Origin of the sequence: Paenibacillus sp. Soil522, from assembly GCF_001428245.1 — a bacterium.
GTDB lineage: Bacteria > Bacillota > Bacilli > Paenibacillales > Paenibacillaceae > Pristimantibacillus.
On the sequence record NZ_LMRV01000110.1, the window covers coordinates 73284 to 87878 of the forward strand.

General features: G+C 48.4%; 11 protein-coding genes. 7 read left to right on the plus strand and 4 right to left on the minus strand.

Annotation, left to right across the window (positions count from 1 at the left end; genetic code table 11):
* Positions 1–154 precede the first annotated feature (154 nt).
* The 5 genes from ASG81_RS28610 to ASG81_RS28630 all read left to right on the plus strand — a co-directional run bounded on the left by ASG81_RS28610 (position 155) and on the right by ASG81_RS28630 (position 6898).
* Positions 155–1480, plus strand: coding sequence for a sugar ABC transporter substrate-binding protein (locus tag ASG81_RS28610; RefSeq protein ID WP_056642920.1), 1326 nt, complete (start codon positions 155–157; stop codon positions 1478–1480).
* Positions 1481–1599: 119 nt separating this feature from the next.
* Positions 1600–2913 (plus strand): carbohydrate ABC transporter permease, encoded by a 1314-nt coding sequence (locus ASG81_RS28615; protein WP_056642922.1) that lies wholly within the window; start codon positions 1600–1602, stop codon positions 2911–2913.
* 2 nt (positions 2914–2915) lie between these two features.
* Positions 2916–3755, plus strand: a complete 840-nt coding sequence (locus tag ASG81_RS28620; protein ID WP_056643275.1) for a sugar ABC transporter permease — start codon at positions 2916–2918, stop codon at positions 3753–3755.
* A 4-nt stretch (positions 3756–3759) separates the two neighbouring features.
* On the plus strand, positions 3760–5424 hold the full coding sequence (locus ASG81_RS28625; RefSeq protein WP_056642925.1) for an alpha-amylase family glycosyl hydrolase: 1665 nt from the start codon (positions 3760–3762) through the stop codon (positions 5422–5424).
* 166 nt (positions 5425–5590) lie between these two features.
* Positions 5591–6898, plus strand: a complete 1308-nt coding sequence (locus tag ASG81_RS28630) for a hypothetical protein (RefSeq protein ID WP_056642928.1) — start codon at positions 5591–5593, stop codon at positions 6896–6898.
* Between the two features lie 173 nt (positions 6899–7071).
* On the opposite strand, the gene ASG81_RS28635 is transcribed toward ASG81_RS28630, so the two are convergent.
* Positions 7072–7551, minus strand: coding sequence for an MFS transporter (locus tag ASG81_RS28635; protein ID WP_162255084.1), 480 nt, complete (start codon positions 7549–7551; stop codon positions 7072–7074).
* 768 nt (positions 7552–8319) lie between these two features.
* Here ASG81_RS28635 and ASG81_RS33615 point away from each other — a divergent pair.
* Positions 8320–8451 carry a hypothetical protein gene (locus ASG81_RS33615; protein WP_268795838.1) on the plus strand — a complete coding sequence of 44 codons (132 nt, stop codon included), beginning with the start codon at positions 8320–8322 and terminating at the stop codon, positions 8449–8451.
* 144 nt (positions 8452–8595) lie between these two features.
* Here ASG81_RS33615 and ASG81_RS28645 read toward each other — a convergent pair whose 3' ends face one another.
* The 3 genes from ASG81_RS28645 to trxB form a co-directional block, all read right to left on the minus strand.
* Positions 8596–9657 (minus strand): S-layer homology domain-containing protein, encoded by a 1062-nt coding sequence (locus ASG81_RS28645; protein ID WP_056642938.1) that lies wholly within the window; start codon positions 9655–9657, stop codon positions 8596–8598.
* A gap of 136 nt (positions 9658–9793) precedes the next feature.
* Positions 9794–11743 carry a glycoside hydrolase family 13 protein gene (locus tag ASG81_RS28650; protein ID WP_081417645.1) on the minus strand — a complete coding sequence of 650 codons (1950 nt, stop codon included), beginning with the start codon at positions 11741–11743 and terminating at the stop codon, positions 9794–9796.
* A gap of 235 nt (positions 11744–11978) precedes the next feature.
* Positions 11979–12920, minus strand: coding sequence for a thioredoxin-disulfide reductase (gene trxB / locus ASG81_RS28655; protein WP_056643278.1), 942 nt, complete (start codon positions 12918–12920; stop codon positions 11979–11981).
* A gap of 219 nt (positions 12921–13139) precedes the next feature.
* Between trxB and ASG81_RS28660 the strand changes: the two genes are divergently transcribed.
* Positions 13140–14252 (plus strand): RNA-guided endonuclease InsQ/TnpB family protein, encoded by a 1113-nt coding sequence (locus ASG81_RS28660; RefSeq protein ID WP_056642941.1) that lies wholly within the window; start codon positions 13140–13142, stop codon positions 14250–14252.
* Positions 14253–14595 lie beyond the last annotated feature (343 nt).

Consider the following 14595-nt stretch of genomic DNA (forward strand, 5'->3'; position numbering starts at 1 on the left):
CCGGTCAGCCGGGTCAAGGTCTCGGAATACTCCGCAGAGCATATTGTTTGCACGAATTCAGCATTTTATGAAAATGAGCTGATGGAATGGAATGGATTGGATGGCACTATTCCGAAAAAGGCATGAAACACATTATGGAGGGGGATCACCTAGCATGAAAAAGTGGTTTGTAATGTCATTAATCGCAGCTTTGTTTATCGTTTCCGCTTGTGGCGGCGCGACAAACGGAGGCAAAACAGAGAATGCTGGCAACGCTGCGAAAGCTCCGGCGAACAATACAGCGGGCAACACGACTGAAGGCGCTGCCGATGCCGATGCAGAGAATATCGTTCCGGAAGAAGGCGCATCGCTGCTCGTATGGGAAAGTAAAGAAGAGCGTCCTTTCGTTGAAGCCATCGCAAAGGAATTTACTGAAAAGTACGGCATTGAAATTAAATTCGAGGAAATCGGCGCAGGCGATCAAGTCAACAAGCTGATCACCGACGGCCCTGCCGGCCTTGGCGCAGACGTTGTACTGTTCCCGCATGACAACCTTGGCAAAGCGGTTACAGCCGGATTGATTTTGCCGAATGATTTCTACGAAGAGCAATCCAAAAGCGCAAACTCGGAAATCGCTGTAAATGCGGTAACTTATGACGGCGTACTATATGGATATCCGCGTTCTGTTGAAACATACGCATTATTTTATAACAAAGCACTTATTACTGAGGTTCCCAAAACGTTTGACGACATCGTTGCGTTTGCAAAAACGTTCAATGACACAAAAAATAACAAATACGCTCTGATGTGGGATGTAGGAAACTTCTACTTCAGCTATCCGTTTATCTCGACTGGCGGTTATGTCTATGGCGATAACGGTCAGAACAAAGACGACATCGGCCTCAACACGGAAGGCGCCATTAAAGGTCTGACCTACTACGGTTCCCTGAAAAACAGCATTTTGCCATTGAACTCCGGCGATATCAACTACGATATTAAAAAAGGTTTGTTCACTGGCGGTACACTGGCTATGGATATTAACGGTCCATGGACCATCGGCGACTACAGAAACGCAGGAATTGATTTCGGCGTAGCTCCATTGCCAAGCATCAACGGCCAACCTGCTTCTTCCTTCTCCGGCATTAAAGCTTGGTACGTTAACTCATTCTCGAAATACCCGAATGCAGCGCGTCTATTCTCGTACTTTGCATCGACTAAAGAAGCGCAGCTGAAAGATTTCGAGCTTACAGGTGCTATTCCTTCGAACCTTGAAGCGGCTGCGGATCCTACCGTGCAAGGAAATGAAATTGTTAAAGGCTTCCTGGAGCAATTTAACCAATCGACGCCAATGCCGTCCATTCCTGAAATGGGCAACGTTTGGAGCCCGATCGGTGCAGCATTCGCTGACGTGTGGAATTCCGGCAAGGATGCGAAAGAGGCGCTTGACAATGCCGTTCAACAAATTAAAGACGCTAACAACGGCGCAGCGGCTGCAAAATAATATCGTTTCATGAGGGTACACCCGCCGAATCGATTCGGCGGGTGAACCGATGTTTATAAGCTATCCATGCTGGATGCGGCACAATGTTTTTTTAGATGAAAGGAAGGGAGCCAGGCGGGATGAATCGTCATCGCAGCACCGCGGCTATATTGTCGTTACTCGTAATGGGTCTTGGCCAATTGTATAACCGCCAATTTATTAAAGGCTTAATCATGCTCGCTGTCGAAGCGGCAGCGCTTATGTATTTTGTTCCGAATATAGGAAGAGCCGTTTGGGGAGTTGTAACGCTAGGAGAGAAAACGCAGGGGCTTGAGAAAATCGGGAGAATTAGTGTGGCCGTCAAAGGAGATCATTCGATCTTTCTCTTAATCAGCGGATTAATAACGTTAATCTTATTTTTGATTTTTGTCATTATCTATGTAATGAATATCCGCGATGCATACCGAAACGGCAAGCAGAGAGATGAAGGGACAGTGCCTGTAAGTTTCCGGCAAACGCTGGCTTATGTGACGGACCGCAACTTTCCGTACCTGATGCTGACACTCCCGGCGCTAGGAGTATTGTTTCTAACGATCATGCCGATCATCTTCATGATCATGCTTGCTTTCACGAACTATGCGTCGCCTGATCATATTCCGCCAGCTAAGCTGGTTGACTGGGTAGGCTTTCAAACGTTCGCTAACCTGCTGACGCTCAAAACATGGAGCCATACATTTGTTGGCGTATTTACTTGGACGATTATATGGGCGGTTATCGCAACTGTAACGACTTATTTCGGCGGCCTGCTTGTTGCGCTGCTGATTGAACAGAAGGGCATTCGCTTCAAAAAGCTTTGGCGGACACTGTTCATTATCCCGTATGCGATTCCGCAGCTTATTTCCCTGCTCGTTATGAAAAATTTGTTTAACGGGCAGTTTGGTCCGATCAATCAATACTTAGGACACTTTGGCCTCGGCAAGCTGCCTTGGCTGACAGACCCGTTTTGGGCGAAGGTTACTGTAATTTTGGTTAATATGTGGATCGGGATCCCGGTATCTATGGTTCTTATTCTTGGCGTATTGACTGCTATTCCGAAAGACCTGTACGAGGCGGCGGACGTAGACGGAGCGACAGGCATCCAGAAATTCAAGATCATTACTTTGCCATTCGTCTTGTTCTCGACCGCGCCGATTCTGATTACGCAGTTTGCCGGCAATATGAATAACTTTAACGTTATTTTCCTGCTTACGAACGGCGACCCGGTTAAAGGCAATTATCAATTTGCGGGGAGCACGGACTTGCTTGTAACCTGGCTGTATAAGCTGACGCTGAACAACAGCCAATTCAATATGGCATCTGCGATCGGCATCATCATCTTCTTGATCGTGGCGTCGTTCTCCATTTACAACTACCGCCGCTCGCGGTCATTCAAAGAGGAGGATATGATTCAATGAAAATGGGCCGTAAAACCGCTAACTTCGTGCGTCTGACGCTTAGCTATCTCGTTTTGATCGCGATAGCCGTCTGCGCCATTTATCCTGCTCTTTGGGTTCTGCTGTCATCGCTCCGTCCGGGCACGGCTCTATTTAGCGAAAGTCTTATCCCGGATACGTTTACGCTGGTTCATTATAAGGAATTGTTTACGAATCCAAGCTTCCGCTACGGCGTCTGGTACTTGAATACGTTGAAAATAGCTACGATGACGATGATTTTCTCAACCATTCTGGTCACGCTCAGCATGTACGCGTTATCGCGCTTCCGCTTCAGGGGCCGCAAGATGACGTTGACGTTTATGCTTGTCCTCGGCATGTTTCCCGGATTTATGAGCATGATCGCTATTTTCATTTTCTTGCTGCAGCTTAACCTGCTGGATACGCATTCCGCTCTTATTCTCGTTTATTCCGCTGGCGCTGTGCTTGGCGGGTTTGTCGTCAAAGGCTTTTACGATACGATCCCGCGCAGCTTGGATGAAGCGGCCCGCATCGACGGCGCTTCCCATGTGCAGGTATTCATCAAAATTATGCTGCCCCTGTCACGTCCGATGCTTACCTATGTGGCGCTGACGACATTTACAGGGTCATGGGTCGACTTTATTTTTGCCAGATTGGTGCTCCGCAGCAAAGAAAACTGGACGCTCGCAGTCGGCATGTGGGATCTCGTCAACTCTTACCAAAACAGCAACTTTACACTGTTCGCTGCAGGCGCGGTGCTGATTGCGATTCCGATTACACTGCTGTTTGTCTTCCTGCAGCGCTTCCTTGTGCAAGGGCTGATGTCCGGCGCATCGAAAGGATAAGGGGATGAACGATAAAATACTGCGTTTTGCCGGATCCATTTTGCTCTGCTCGCTATTGCTGGCTCTATTGGCGTCTTGCTTCTCGGACGAAGGAAATCAGGGCGGGAAAGCGGTAGTTGCGCCAGCACCTCAGGCGGCGGAGGAAGTGCCAGGCGGGGAGCCTGCCGCTGTTTCCTATACGGTTGATGAGCAGCCGGGCAAGGTATATTATGAAATATTCGTCCGTTCCTTCTATGATACGAATGGTGACGGAATCGGCGATTTGAACGGCGTAACCGCTAAGCTCGATTATCTGAAGGAGCTTGGCATTGGCGGCATTTGGCTCATGCCCATCAACGCTTCGCCCAGCTACCATAGCTACGACACGACAGATTATTACGCGGTTAATCCGGAGTACGGCACGCTGGACGATTTGAAGAAGCTGATGGATGAAGCGCATAAGCGTGATATCAAAGTCATTATGGATCTTGTCGTCAATCATACGAGCAAGGAGCATCCTTGGTTTAAGGAAGCGCTAGCTGATGAGAATAGCCCGTACCGCAGCTGGTATACCTTTGCGAAGTCGGATGAGCAGGTGAGAGCGGACGGCGCGTTAGGCGGCGATCCTTGGCACGGCTTCGGCAGTTACAAATATTTGGGCGTCTTCTGGGAGGGCATGCCGGATCTGAATTTTGACGAGCCGAAGGTTCGCGAGGAAATGATTAAGATCGGACAATTTTGGCTCGGGCAGGGTCTCGACGGCTTTCGTCTTGATGCAGCTAAGCATATTTACGGCGATTTCGCGTCGACGGCCAGTACGCCGGAAATTCAAGTGAAGAACAAGGCATGGTGGCAGGCGTTCCGCGCAGGCATGAACAAAGTGAAGCCGGATGTCTATTTGATCGGAGAGGTATGGGATTCGCTGACCGTCATTGCGCCTTACTTCGATCATGCGCTCGACTCTGCGTTCCACTTCGATCTTGCAGGGCGCTTGCTCAGCGCAGCGGATGCAGAGCAAGATGTTGACCTGGCTTTTTCGCTTGGCCGCGCTTATGGCGTTTACGAGAAGTCTTCCGGCGGAAATTTCGTCGATGCGCCGTTTCTGAGCAACCATGACCAAAACCGCGTCATGACCGTATTAAACGGCAATATCGATCATGCAAAGATGGCTGCAGCTATGCTGCTTACTCTTCCGGGCACGCCTTTCCTCTATTACGGCGAGGAGCTTGGCATGAAGGGCGCTAAGCCGGATGAGTACATCCGCGAGCCGATGCGCTGGTATAGCGATCCAAGCGGAGGCGAAGGGCAGACGACTTGGGAGATTTCCCGCTATAATGCGGAGGCGGGTGCGGTATCTGTAGAGGCCCAGACGGAGGATAAACAGTCGATGCTGAGTCATTACCGCGAGCTTATCAAGTGGCGGAACGAGGAGCCTGCTTTGAGTGACGGGGGAATAGCGGAGTTTAAGCTGGAGCCTGCTAATAAGAAGCTGAGCGCTTATATTCGCGTCATTGCGAGTGAACGGGTGCTAGTCGTGCACAATTTATCCGGTGAACAGCAAACAACTGATTTGCTGCCGTCCAAAACCTATGGTATGTTTCAGGAGCTTATCCATGCGACAAGCGCCAAAACGAATCTGGATGGAAGCAAGCTGACTATGCCGGCGTACAGCACGGTTATTATCAAATAGAATCGATAGAGGGAATCGCACAGCGGGTGCGGTTCCCTCTTTTTTGCAAGACTACGGTTTTATTCCTAATACGCAGGTCTATGGTTCTCGGGAGGGATGCGTTTATCTTTAATAAATATTAAGATAATTAAAGACATTTATTGTAAATGAAAGAGAGGGCGTTGTTATGAAGCGTATTTTGTCAGTGCTTATGGTGCTTTTCTTGCTTCTGTTCTTCGTAGGGACCGTATCTGCAGTGCCTGCGAATGAAGGTACGATAAACTCTTATGACCTTGCTTTGCAAGCATTAAAAGGAAAAGACAGCGTAACCGATTTGTATGTCAAGATTACTCCTAAATCAAATGAAATGATCCCCCCGGACATACTCAAGAAAATCCAGCTTAAGTCCTACGATTTGGAAGGAAAACTCATCTACGCCAAGAATCTCTTCAACGTTGCCGCTTCCCCGGAACTAACCGATATAAAGCTAAATGATTTTGAAAGATACCAATCGTTAGAAACAAGGATTCATGTACAAAATGATCAGACAGCGGACGAGGAAGTGTTAAGCGGAAAAACAAACGTCCTGCTCAAACCGGATCTTGTTGTCGATAAAGTGCAAGCGACAGATAAGGTCAAAGTAAATGAACCATTCTCCGTAACCGCGAATATTAAAGAACTGAACGGAGATGTCGGCGCTATAGCAAACGTGCAGATCCTTGATGGTTCCAATGTGCTTGATACCGCAGAAAGGTTAGTGGTGAATGCAGGGGGACAAGCACAAGCCGCTTTTATGCTGACTCTTGCCAAAGCCGGAACATACACGCTTAAAGTGAACATTACCGGTGTGGAACCGGGGGATTATGCCGACTCCAACAATGATATGACATTTACGATTGAAGCTGTTGAAAACAACAAAACCGTGGAGTACCATTCACATTACGAATACACATCAGATTATGAAATCAACTGGAAAAGCCAATACAATGAATCTCATCAAAAAGGCTCTTCGGAAACGTTCGGCGTATATACCTTTACCCCTGATCAAATCAACCCGGAAGAAGTAAAACTGACGCTGACCAGCGAAACGGGCAAGCAAAAGACAGCAAACGTGACTTTGTCTTATGAGGATACAAGGGACGGTTACACCTATTGGTCCGGATCTGATCCATCAACGAGTACGTCGGTGCGGGCTTATCAAAATTCAGAGGGTACTAATTTAGAAGTCGTTCAATATATTGACCATATAACCAGTTGGGATACGGGTTCCGGGGATTACAATGAGACTGGCGATAAATATTTAGGAGCAAAACAAACGGTTTCGGTCCATTTAGACATTTTATCGGCCAATGGTACCTATTACGGCGATAGCTATTCCATCGCTCTGAAGCCGTTTTACAACACTTGGGATTATGTCGATCCGCGGGAGCCGGGCCATGAAACGCGGAATTGGGGACAATACAACAGTTACTCCGGTTTAAGCGAAGGACAATAGATAGTTCCATTGTAGGCGTCAAGTAGCCCCCACCCTACGAGTGATGAATATTTCTTATGATCTTTTATCATAAATATTATTTATAATTAACCCCGTTGATAGAAGAACTGGAGGGATCGCCGCGGTAGATCATTGCCTTACTTCAATATCCCAATCTTCTGCAAGCACGCACGCTAATTGACATTTCGGATCGGCTTCATGCGGCTGTACGCTATACTGCCGATAAGGAGCATAGTGGTGCCGCTTATCGTTATGATAATAGCCGGTCCATTGATATCGGAAAGGGTGGAAAAGACGGTTAACCCGATAGGGGGCGAGGCGCTCGTCAGCGCACCGAGCAGTCCGAACACTCTGCCCTGCAGAGCAGGCTCAATGATTACCCGGAGAACGATAAAGATAATGGTCGTACTGAACGAGAACAGAAAGCCGACGGGTAAAATGAGCGGCAGGGCTATCGCAGCAGTCGCCATCTGGGCAATCACAATGAATAACGGCCCCATCAGGATCATGCTCCCAATGATCCATTTTCCCCTGTTTTTTAGCCGCTGATCAAGCCGCATAATGAGGAGGGAGCCGATCACGTAGCCAAGCGGGATGCAGGCTTCCAGCAAACCGAATACGAAAGGCTCTGCCTTCCACTCCTGAACTGCCATCACTTGAATAAGCATAAACGTAGACAGAAAGAAGAACATGACGAGCGGAAGCAGGATGAGGGCAGCTTTGGCAAAAGTACATGCCAGACGTAGCGGAAGCCGTCCATTAAATCATGTTTAATGACGCTTGCGGCTTCGTGGCATCCGTTGAGAACGGTAATTAATAGCCTCATTTCGGCAAGAAAGGCTCATTTTGAGGTTAAATGATTGGTTTGACCGAAATAAGCCCCCGTTGTTCCGCTATTTTCCTAAGAATGCTTAGTTTTCGATGAATAAGGCCTATTATTACCGTAATTTAGTCGCAAGCAGGTGCTGCAGCTTGACGGCATGCAGCCGTTCGCAGCTTTTTGCTGCTATACAAAGTAAGGCCAGTAGCTGGGACTCGCTCTAACTTTAATGGCCCATTCAAGGGATCATCAATAAGCTTCATCATTAGCTGAAAGGCTTCTTCGGATTTGCGGTTATCGTATTGAATCCGAGTCACTGCCTCCGGCACGGCAAGCCCATTAGACTGGCACCTAAATAAACCATTACGAATAACTTGTTATAGCTTCGCTTTTCGAGAAATGAGGGATTTATATAAGACACAACAGTGATTACCTTGCAAGAGGCGCAAAAAGTGGAAAAGGTAGAGTTAATAATACGGCTGAGCCGGCTGTTAATGCTGATAATCTTCCGGATCTCATACAGTTCTTTGGGCAGCTGCTCGTTACGGCCGGGGATATTATCACTTCTGCCGGGCAAGCTCTTGCACTTGAGCAGGATCAGATGGCTCAAATTCAGTCGCAAAAGGATCAACAAGAACAACAACGTGGACAGCAGCAAATGCAGTTGCAGATGGAGCAGATGCAGAAACAAATCGCTCAATTACAAAAGCAGCTTAAAAATAAGTCCGTTTAATACTTATGAAAAAAAATCGGGTCCCTTCAGAGGGAACCCCTACATAAGTGTGTCAAAGGGAATGCCGAGGACAGGTGCCTGAGGTGAAAAAAGGAGCGTGAACGTTTACAGTTCACACTCCATTTTTTTATGAAATAAACTCGTTTATTGCTGCCCATCCTGATAGTACATGTAGATTTTCCAACTGTTGTCATTCATTTTCTTCAATAAGTAAATGCCGTCGGTTGCCACTGTATCTGTGGTTGCTTCATTATCTTTAGTGGTCGTTACTTTGTAGCTGCCGCCTTTCGACTCAACTACGGCGAATCGATCTGTTTTATCCATGACCGTCAGCGTTTGTTCAGTGATTTTCTCAAATTCAAGTTCATACCCTTGATTGATATGTGCAATCATTTCTTCATAATAAGAATGGCTATACGCTAAATAATAACCAGTATAAAATTGCGCATACACATCTTCTAATTGATCATAGGCTTTATCTTTGATTTTTTGATTTTCCTGCTCCTCTAAATCTAACACGGCAGATGTGAGCAGACCGTCTTCAGGCAGTGCGCTTTTTTGCAAGTCTAACGCACGCTGCAGCATGACAACGGCTTCAGCTCTTGTTGCATTGGCGAAAGGCTTGAACTGCGTTTCACTGGCTCCACGTACGATACCGGCTTGACTTGCTTTTAAAATGGATTCTTTAGCGAAGTAGTCGGGAACATCCGTAAATGGCTTCGTTTCTCCTTCAAATTGGACAGAGGAAGAAAAGGCTCTAACGACCATTGTAGCGATCTCGCCGCGTTTGATCAGTTGATTTGGCCCGAATTTTGTTTCGCTAATCCCGCTAACGATACCAAGGGAGCTGGCAACGCGAATCGAATCGAAGTACCACTTTCCTTGTTCGACGTCAGTAAAAGCCGTTCCGGCCGCATCGCTTGCCAAACCTAATGCGCGAACCAAAATCGATACAAACTCCGCGCGGCTTATAGGATGGTTTGGCTTAACCGTTACATATCCTTCTTGATCCGCATAGCCCCGTAACAAATCTGCGTTTACAAAATTGTCCAGCTCGTTATAAGCCCAGTGCTCTTCTATGTCCGCCGGAAAATAGAGTTCCAAAGGATCGAGCTCAGCCGCTTTCACTTGTACAGACTGAAGCGGAAAAATCAGAAGCAGGGATAAAAGTAAGAAGATCGTGCTGCGAAAATAAATATTTTTCATTTTTGATGTTCCTCTCTTGGTTGAAAAAAATTCCTCTATGAGGATATCAAAGTAAGGCAGATTATTCTACTGGAAAATCAAGGGGGTAATAAAGGACAAAGGCAGCCCGATTGGAGGCTGCCTCTGTCCTTTGCTGTTATGCCGTTACTTGCTGCAAAATGATGTAGCCAAAAGCAGGCAATGAGAGCTTTAACTGACCACTCGCATTGCTAGCCAGCGTAGAGCCGGCAGCCAGAGCGCTTGTGCTAGAGAAAAGCGTCGTCCAAGCGGATTCGCCTCCGCCCGCCACTGCCACTGTTACTGCATCTGTTTCTGTCACTGCGGCTGAGCTCGCCGCTCCGGCAGCCTCCGCCGGTGCAGCGGCAGCGACTGCTTCCTCTAATGTCTCCGCACTAGCAAAGCCTGTAAACGCAACTGCGTACGGAACAGCCCCGTTATTTGCCGGCGCCGCTTCAACAGTGAAGCGCAGATCGGCCGCTTTACCGCGCGCATTTAGCGCGACAAGCAAGCGCTGATCGCCATCGCGGCGCTCATATACCAAGGTGCCGTCCGATTCGCCGACGTGCACGAAGCGAATGTCCGCGCTGCGAAGCGCGCTGTGGCTGTGGCGAAGTCCGATTGCTGTTTTATAAAATTGCAGCAGCTCCGTGTTTTGTTCCGCTGGATCCCAAACCATGCATTTGCGGCACCCGGGATCGCCTTCTCCATTTATTCCTACCTCGTCGCCGTAATAAATACATGGCGTTCCCGGGTAAGTCAGCTGGAACAACGACGAAAGCTTCATCGAACCGATGTTATCTTCGCATATCGTCAGCAGCCTTGGTGTGTCGTGACTATCGAGCAAATTGAAGGCCGTTTCCGTCACCTGCTGCGGATAAGCGGCAAGCTGCGTGCCGATCGCATGGGCAAAGGCAGCTGCGTCAATTGTCTGATAGGCGAAGAAATCAAGCACCGCATTCGTAAATGGATAGTTCATGACCGCATCGAATTGATCGCCCTGCAGCCACGCCATCGCATCATGCCAAATTTCTCCCAAAATGTACGCTTCCGGATTAACGGATTTCACCGCTATCCGAAACTCGCGCCAAAATTGATGGTCAACCTCATTGGCAACGTCGAGACGCCAGCCATCGATTCCGATTTCCTCGACCCAGTAACGCGCGACCTCGAGCAAATACTGCTTCACTTCAGGATGCTCGGTGTTCAGCTTCGGCATTAGCGGCTCAAACCCGAACGTTTCATAAGAAGGCACGCCGTCAACAACCTGCAGCGGCCATTCCCGAACGTAGAACCAGTCTGCATACTTCGATTGCTGTCCATTCTTTTGCGCATCGACAAACGGTGGGAACGTTCTGCCGGAGTGATTGAATACCGCATCAAGCAGTACGCGAATTCCTCGGGCATGGCAGGCGTCAACCAATTCCTTCAGCTTCTCGTTCGTGCCGAAATGCGGATCAACCTTCATATAGTCCTGCGTGTCATACTTATGATTCGTTGTCGCCTCAAACAAGGGCGTGAAATAGACAGCATTGATGCCGAGCGCGGATAAATGATCCAAGTGATCGATTACGCCCTGCAGGTCGCCGCCAAAAAAGTTTTGCGGAGTCGGCTCGCCGCCCCAAGAAAGCACCTGCTCGGGATCAAGCGATGGATCGCCTTTCGCGAAGCGCTCAGGGAATATTTGATAGAAGACAGCGTCCTTCAGCCAAGCCGGCGGCTTGAATACGTCGATTGGATTAATATATGGAAAATCGAAAAAATAATTTGAATGTCCCGGCATCGTTTGCTCGAAGCCTTTTTCCGTAAAGAATACCGTCTCATCCCCGCTAGTCAAGCGAAACGCGTAGCGCAGCCGGCGGAACGGAGGGATAACAGCCGTTTCCCAATAGTCGAACCTCTCATCTGAGGAGAAAATACGCATCGTAACAGTAGTGAGGGTTTGATCCCATGCATATTTGTCGCCAACGATTGCCACGGCTTCGGCAACATCGTCTTTTTTGGTGCGCAATCGAAGGTGCAGCGTTTTCCCGTCGTAGGCGTAGGCCCAGTTTTGCTTCGGTCTGTGATAAACAGCTTCTAATAACATGTTTTTTATCGCTCCTTATGATTGGTATGGAAAAAGACTTACAACGCGAAAAAAGGTACAACCTCTGCTCATAAAAGCCGAGGTTGTACCTTCTCCCATAATACGTTCAGGCGCCGCTCACGCGAAGCATATTGCGAACAAATGGTTGCGGTAGCATTGCCTTTCTATTGTAACTCTCAACACATTTATTATACATAATTTGCACGTATTGTTCTAGTCAATTTGGGAAAAAAGTTTACGCGTGAGCCGCTTCATGCGCTTGCGATTCCAAGAAACGCTCGCAATCGAGTGCAGCCATGCAGCCGCTTCCCGCTGCCGTAATCGCTTGGCGGTATTGGCGGTCCTGCACGTCACCGCAGGCGTATACGCCTGGGATGTTCGTCTCCGAAGTGCCTGGCTTCACGATAATGTAGCCCTGCTCATCGGTATCGATTTGGCCGCTAAGGAAGGCGGTATTAGGCGTATGCCCAATCGTAATAAATAAGCCGTCTGTCTCCAGCATTTCTTCTTCGCCGGTTTCATTATTGCGCACTTTCAATCCCTGCAGACCCATTCCCGTTGCAGCGACCTCAAGCGGCGTGCGGTTTAAGCTCCATACGATTTTGTCGTTGGCGCGAGCGCGGTCCTGCATAATTTTCGAAGCGCGCAAATCTTCGCGACGGTGAACGAGTCTCACCTCGGAAGCGAAACGGGTGAGGAACACCGCTTCCTCCATTGCGGAGTCGCCGCCGCCGACTACGATAATCTTTTTGCCGCGGAAGAAGAAGCCATCGCAGGTAGCGCAGGTGCTTACGCCGCGTCCGATATTTTCTTGCTCGCCCGGGATGCCAAGATATTTGGCAGAAGCGCCTGTCGAGATAATGATCGACTCCGCTTGCAGCTCGCCGATCCCTTCAACGTCGAGTGTGTATGGACGCTTGCTGAAATCGACGCTTTTCACGGAGCCGGTTTTGAATTTTGCTCCGAAGCGCTGCGCTTGCTTACGCATGTTGGACATGAGCTCGCTGCCCAATATCCCGTCAGGGAAGCCCGGGAAGTTCTCTACCTCCGTAGTCGTCGTAAGCTGGCCGCCTGGCTGCCACCCTTCGATAACGAGCGGCTCCATATTCGCGCGAGCCAAGTAAATAGCAGCCGTTAATCCGGCAGGACCTGTACCGATAATGATTGTTTTATGCATCATCTATATCCTCCATTCGGGACTTGATCAAAATAATAAGTACTACATTAAAATTATTATAATCTAGCGTTAAAGTCAATATCGTTCATGTAACGTTCATCAATAGGGGCGTGGATACTCGTGACTTCAGTCATGAGAGGAAACGCCTGGTTTTGCTTGTATACGAACACATGGTCGTATACAATGATCGTATAACTCTATCAACAGGGAGGTGAATCCATGAATCTTACCCTTACAGCGAAACTGAAAATCAAACCAACCTCACTTCAAGCCATGTTGTTGCACAAAACCATGGCCGCTTATCGAAAAGGATGCAACATGGTTTCGAAGCTCATTTTTGAACGAACAGCCTTAAACGCCAGGTCGTTGCACAAGCTAACGAATACCTATTTGCGGCAGCAGTTTGGTTTGCGTTCGCAAATGGCGCAGTCGGTGCTTAAAACCGTTCTCGCACGGTATAAAACCAATGAATCAAGCGGGCACGATCGGACATACGTACAGTTCAAACGTCCTGAATACGATTTGGTTTGGAACCGTGACTATTCTTTGGCGGCAGGCGTTTTCTCACTCAATACCTTGGAAGGCCGCGTCAAGGTAGCCTTCGAGTCCAAGGGTATGGAACACTTCTTCGATGGCTCCTGGCGCTTTGGCACGGCCAAGCTGGTTCACAAGCACAGTAAGTGGTTTCTGCATATCCCGATGACCAAAGAAATCGATGAAATCGAAGATAAGAACCTGGACCAAGTCATCGGTATTGATATGGGGGTAAACTTTGTTGCCACCGCCTATGATTCGGCGGGCAAAACGACCTTCTTTTCGGGTCGGCGCATCAAAGATAAACGGGCACGTTATAAACAGCTTCGAAAAGCGCTTCAAATGCGGCAAACGCCATCTGCACGTCGAAGATTAAAAAAAATCGGGCAGAGAGAAAACCGTTGGATGACCGATGTTAACCATCAGGTCAGTAAGGCACTCATATCCCGCTATGGAGCCAAAACGCTGTTTGTGCTGGAAGATTTGCAAGGCGTGCGCAAGTGGGCGGAAAGGGTTTACCGAAACAGCCGTTACGTCACGGTTTCGTGGGCCTATTACCAGCTTCGCCAAATGATCACGTACAAAGCGGTGATGGCGGGCTCCAAGACCATCGCGGTCAATCCCAAATACACCTCGCAAACATGCCCGAAATGTAATCACATCGCGAAAGAAAATCGCAACAAAAAGAAGCATCTCTTTTGCTGCCGAGCCTGCGGATACAGGTCGAATGACGACCGTATCGCCTCGATGAATCTTTGGCAGAGTGGAAACAAGTACATCGCCAAAGATGCGACATAAGCACGCTTATGCCGCAGGGTAGCTGTCAGCCTGCCCGTTCGATGTTTCTTCGGAAATATCCATTTCGATATTTTCCAAAGGATAAATCGAGGATGTGACCTCACGCTTCCATGGAGGCGATGCCGCCGGGTGCGGTAAAGGTAGGAGCTACAACGGCATCTTGTATATACAAGGTGCTGTGTCATCGTGGCATTTGCACTACTGGAGCGTCACAAGCTCGCGACTTTAGTCGTGAGTCGTTGACGTTGGTATTCCGCTTAGCCGGTAAAGGTCATTTTTTTGGATAATTAATTATAGAATGGATATGATGGAGGGAGTATATGCGAGTCATGTAATGATTTGG

Excerpts from the sequence above, each read along its gene's own strand:
- ASG81_RS28610 (WP_056642920.1), top strand. The coding sequence starts at position 155 with ATGAAAAAGTGGTTTGTAATGTCATTAATCGCAGCTTTGTTTATCGTT.
- ASG81_RS28630 (WP_056642928.1), top strand. The coding sequence starts at position 5,591 with ATGAAGCGTATTTTGTCAGTGCTTATGGTGCTTTTCTTGCTTCTGTTC.
- ASG81_RS28645 (WP_056642938.1), bottom strand. The coding sequence starts at position 9,657 with ATGAAAAATATTTATTTTCGCAGCACGATCTTCTTACTTTTATCCCTG.
- ASG81_RS28625 (WP_056642925.1), top strand. The coding sequence starts at position 3,760 with ATGAACGATAAAATACTGCGTTTTGCCGGATCCATTTTGCTCTGCTCG.
- ASG81_RS33615 (WP_268795838.1), top strand. The coding sequence starts at position 8,320 with ATGGCTCAAATTCAGTCGCAAAAGGATCAACAAGAACAACAACGTGGA.
- trxB (WP_056643278.1), bottom strand. The coding sequence starts at position 12,920 with ATGCATAAAACAATCATTATCGGTACAGGTCCTGCCGGATTAACGGCT.
- ASG81_RS28650 (WP_081417645.1), bottom strand. The coding sequence starts at position 11,743 with ATGTTATTAGAAGCTGTTTATCACAGACCGAAGCAAAACTGGGCCTAC.
- ASG81_RS28620 (WP_056643275.1), top strand. The coding sequence starts at position 2,916 with ATGGGCCGTAAAACCGCTAACTTCGTGCGTCTGACGCTTAGCTATCTC.
- ASG81_RS28660 (WP_056642941.1), top strand. The coding sequence starts at position 13,140 with ATGAATCTTACCCTTACAGCGAAACTGAAAATCAAACCAACCTCACTT.
- ASG81_RS28615 (WP_056642922.1), top strand. The coding sequence starts at position 1,600 with ATGAATCGTCATCGCAGCACCGCGGCTATATTGTCGTTACTCGTAATG.
- ASG81_RS28635 (WP_162255084.1), bottom strand. The coding sequence starts at position 7,551 with ATGGCAGTTCAGGAGTGGAAGGCAGAGCCTTTCGTATTCGGTTTGCTG.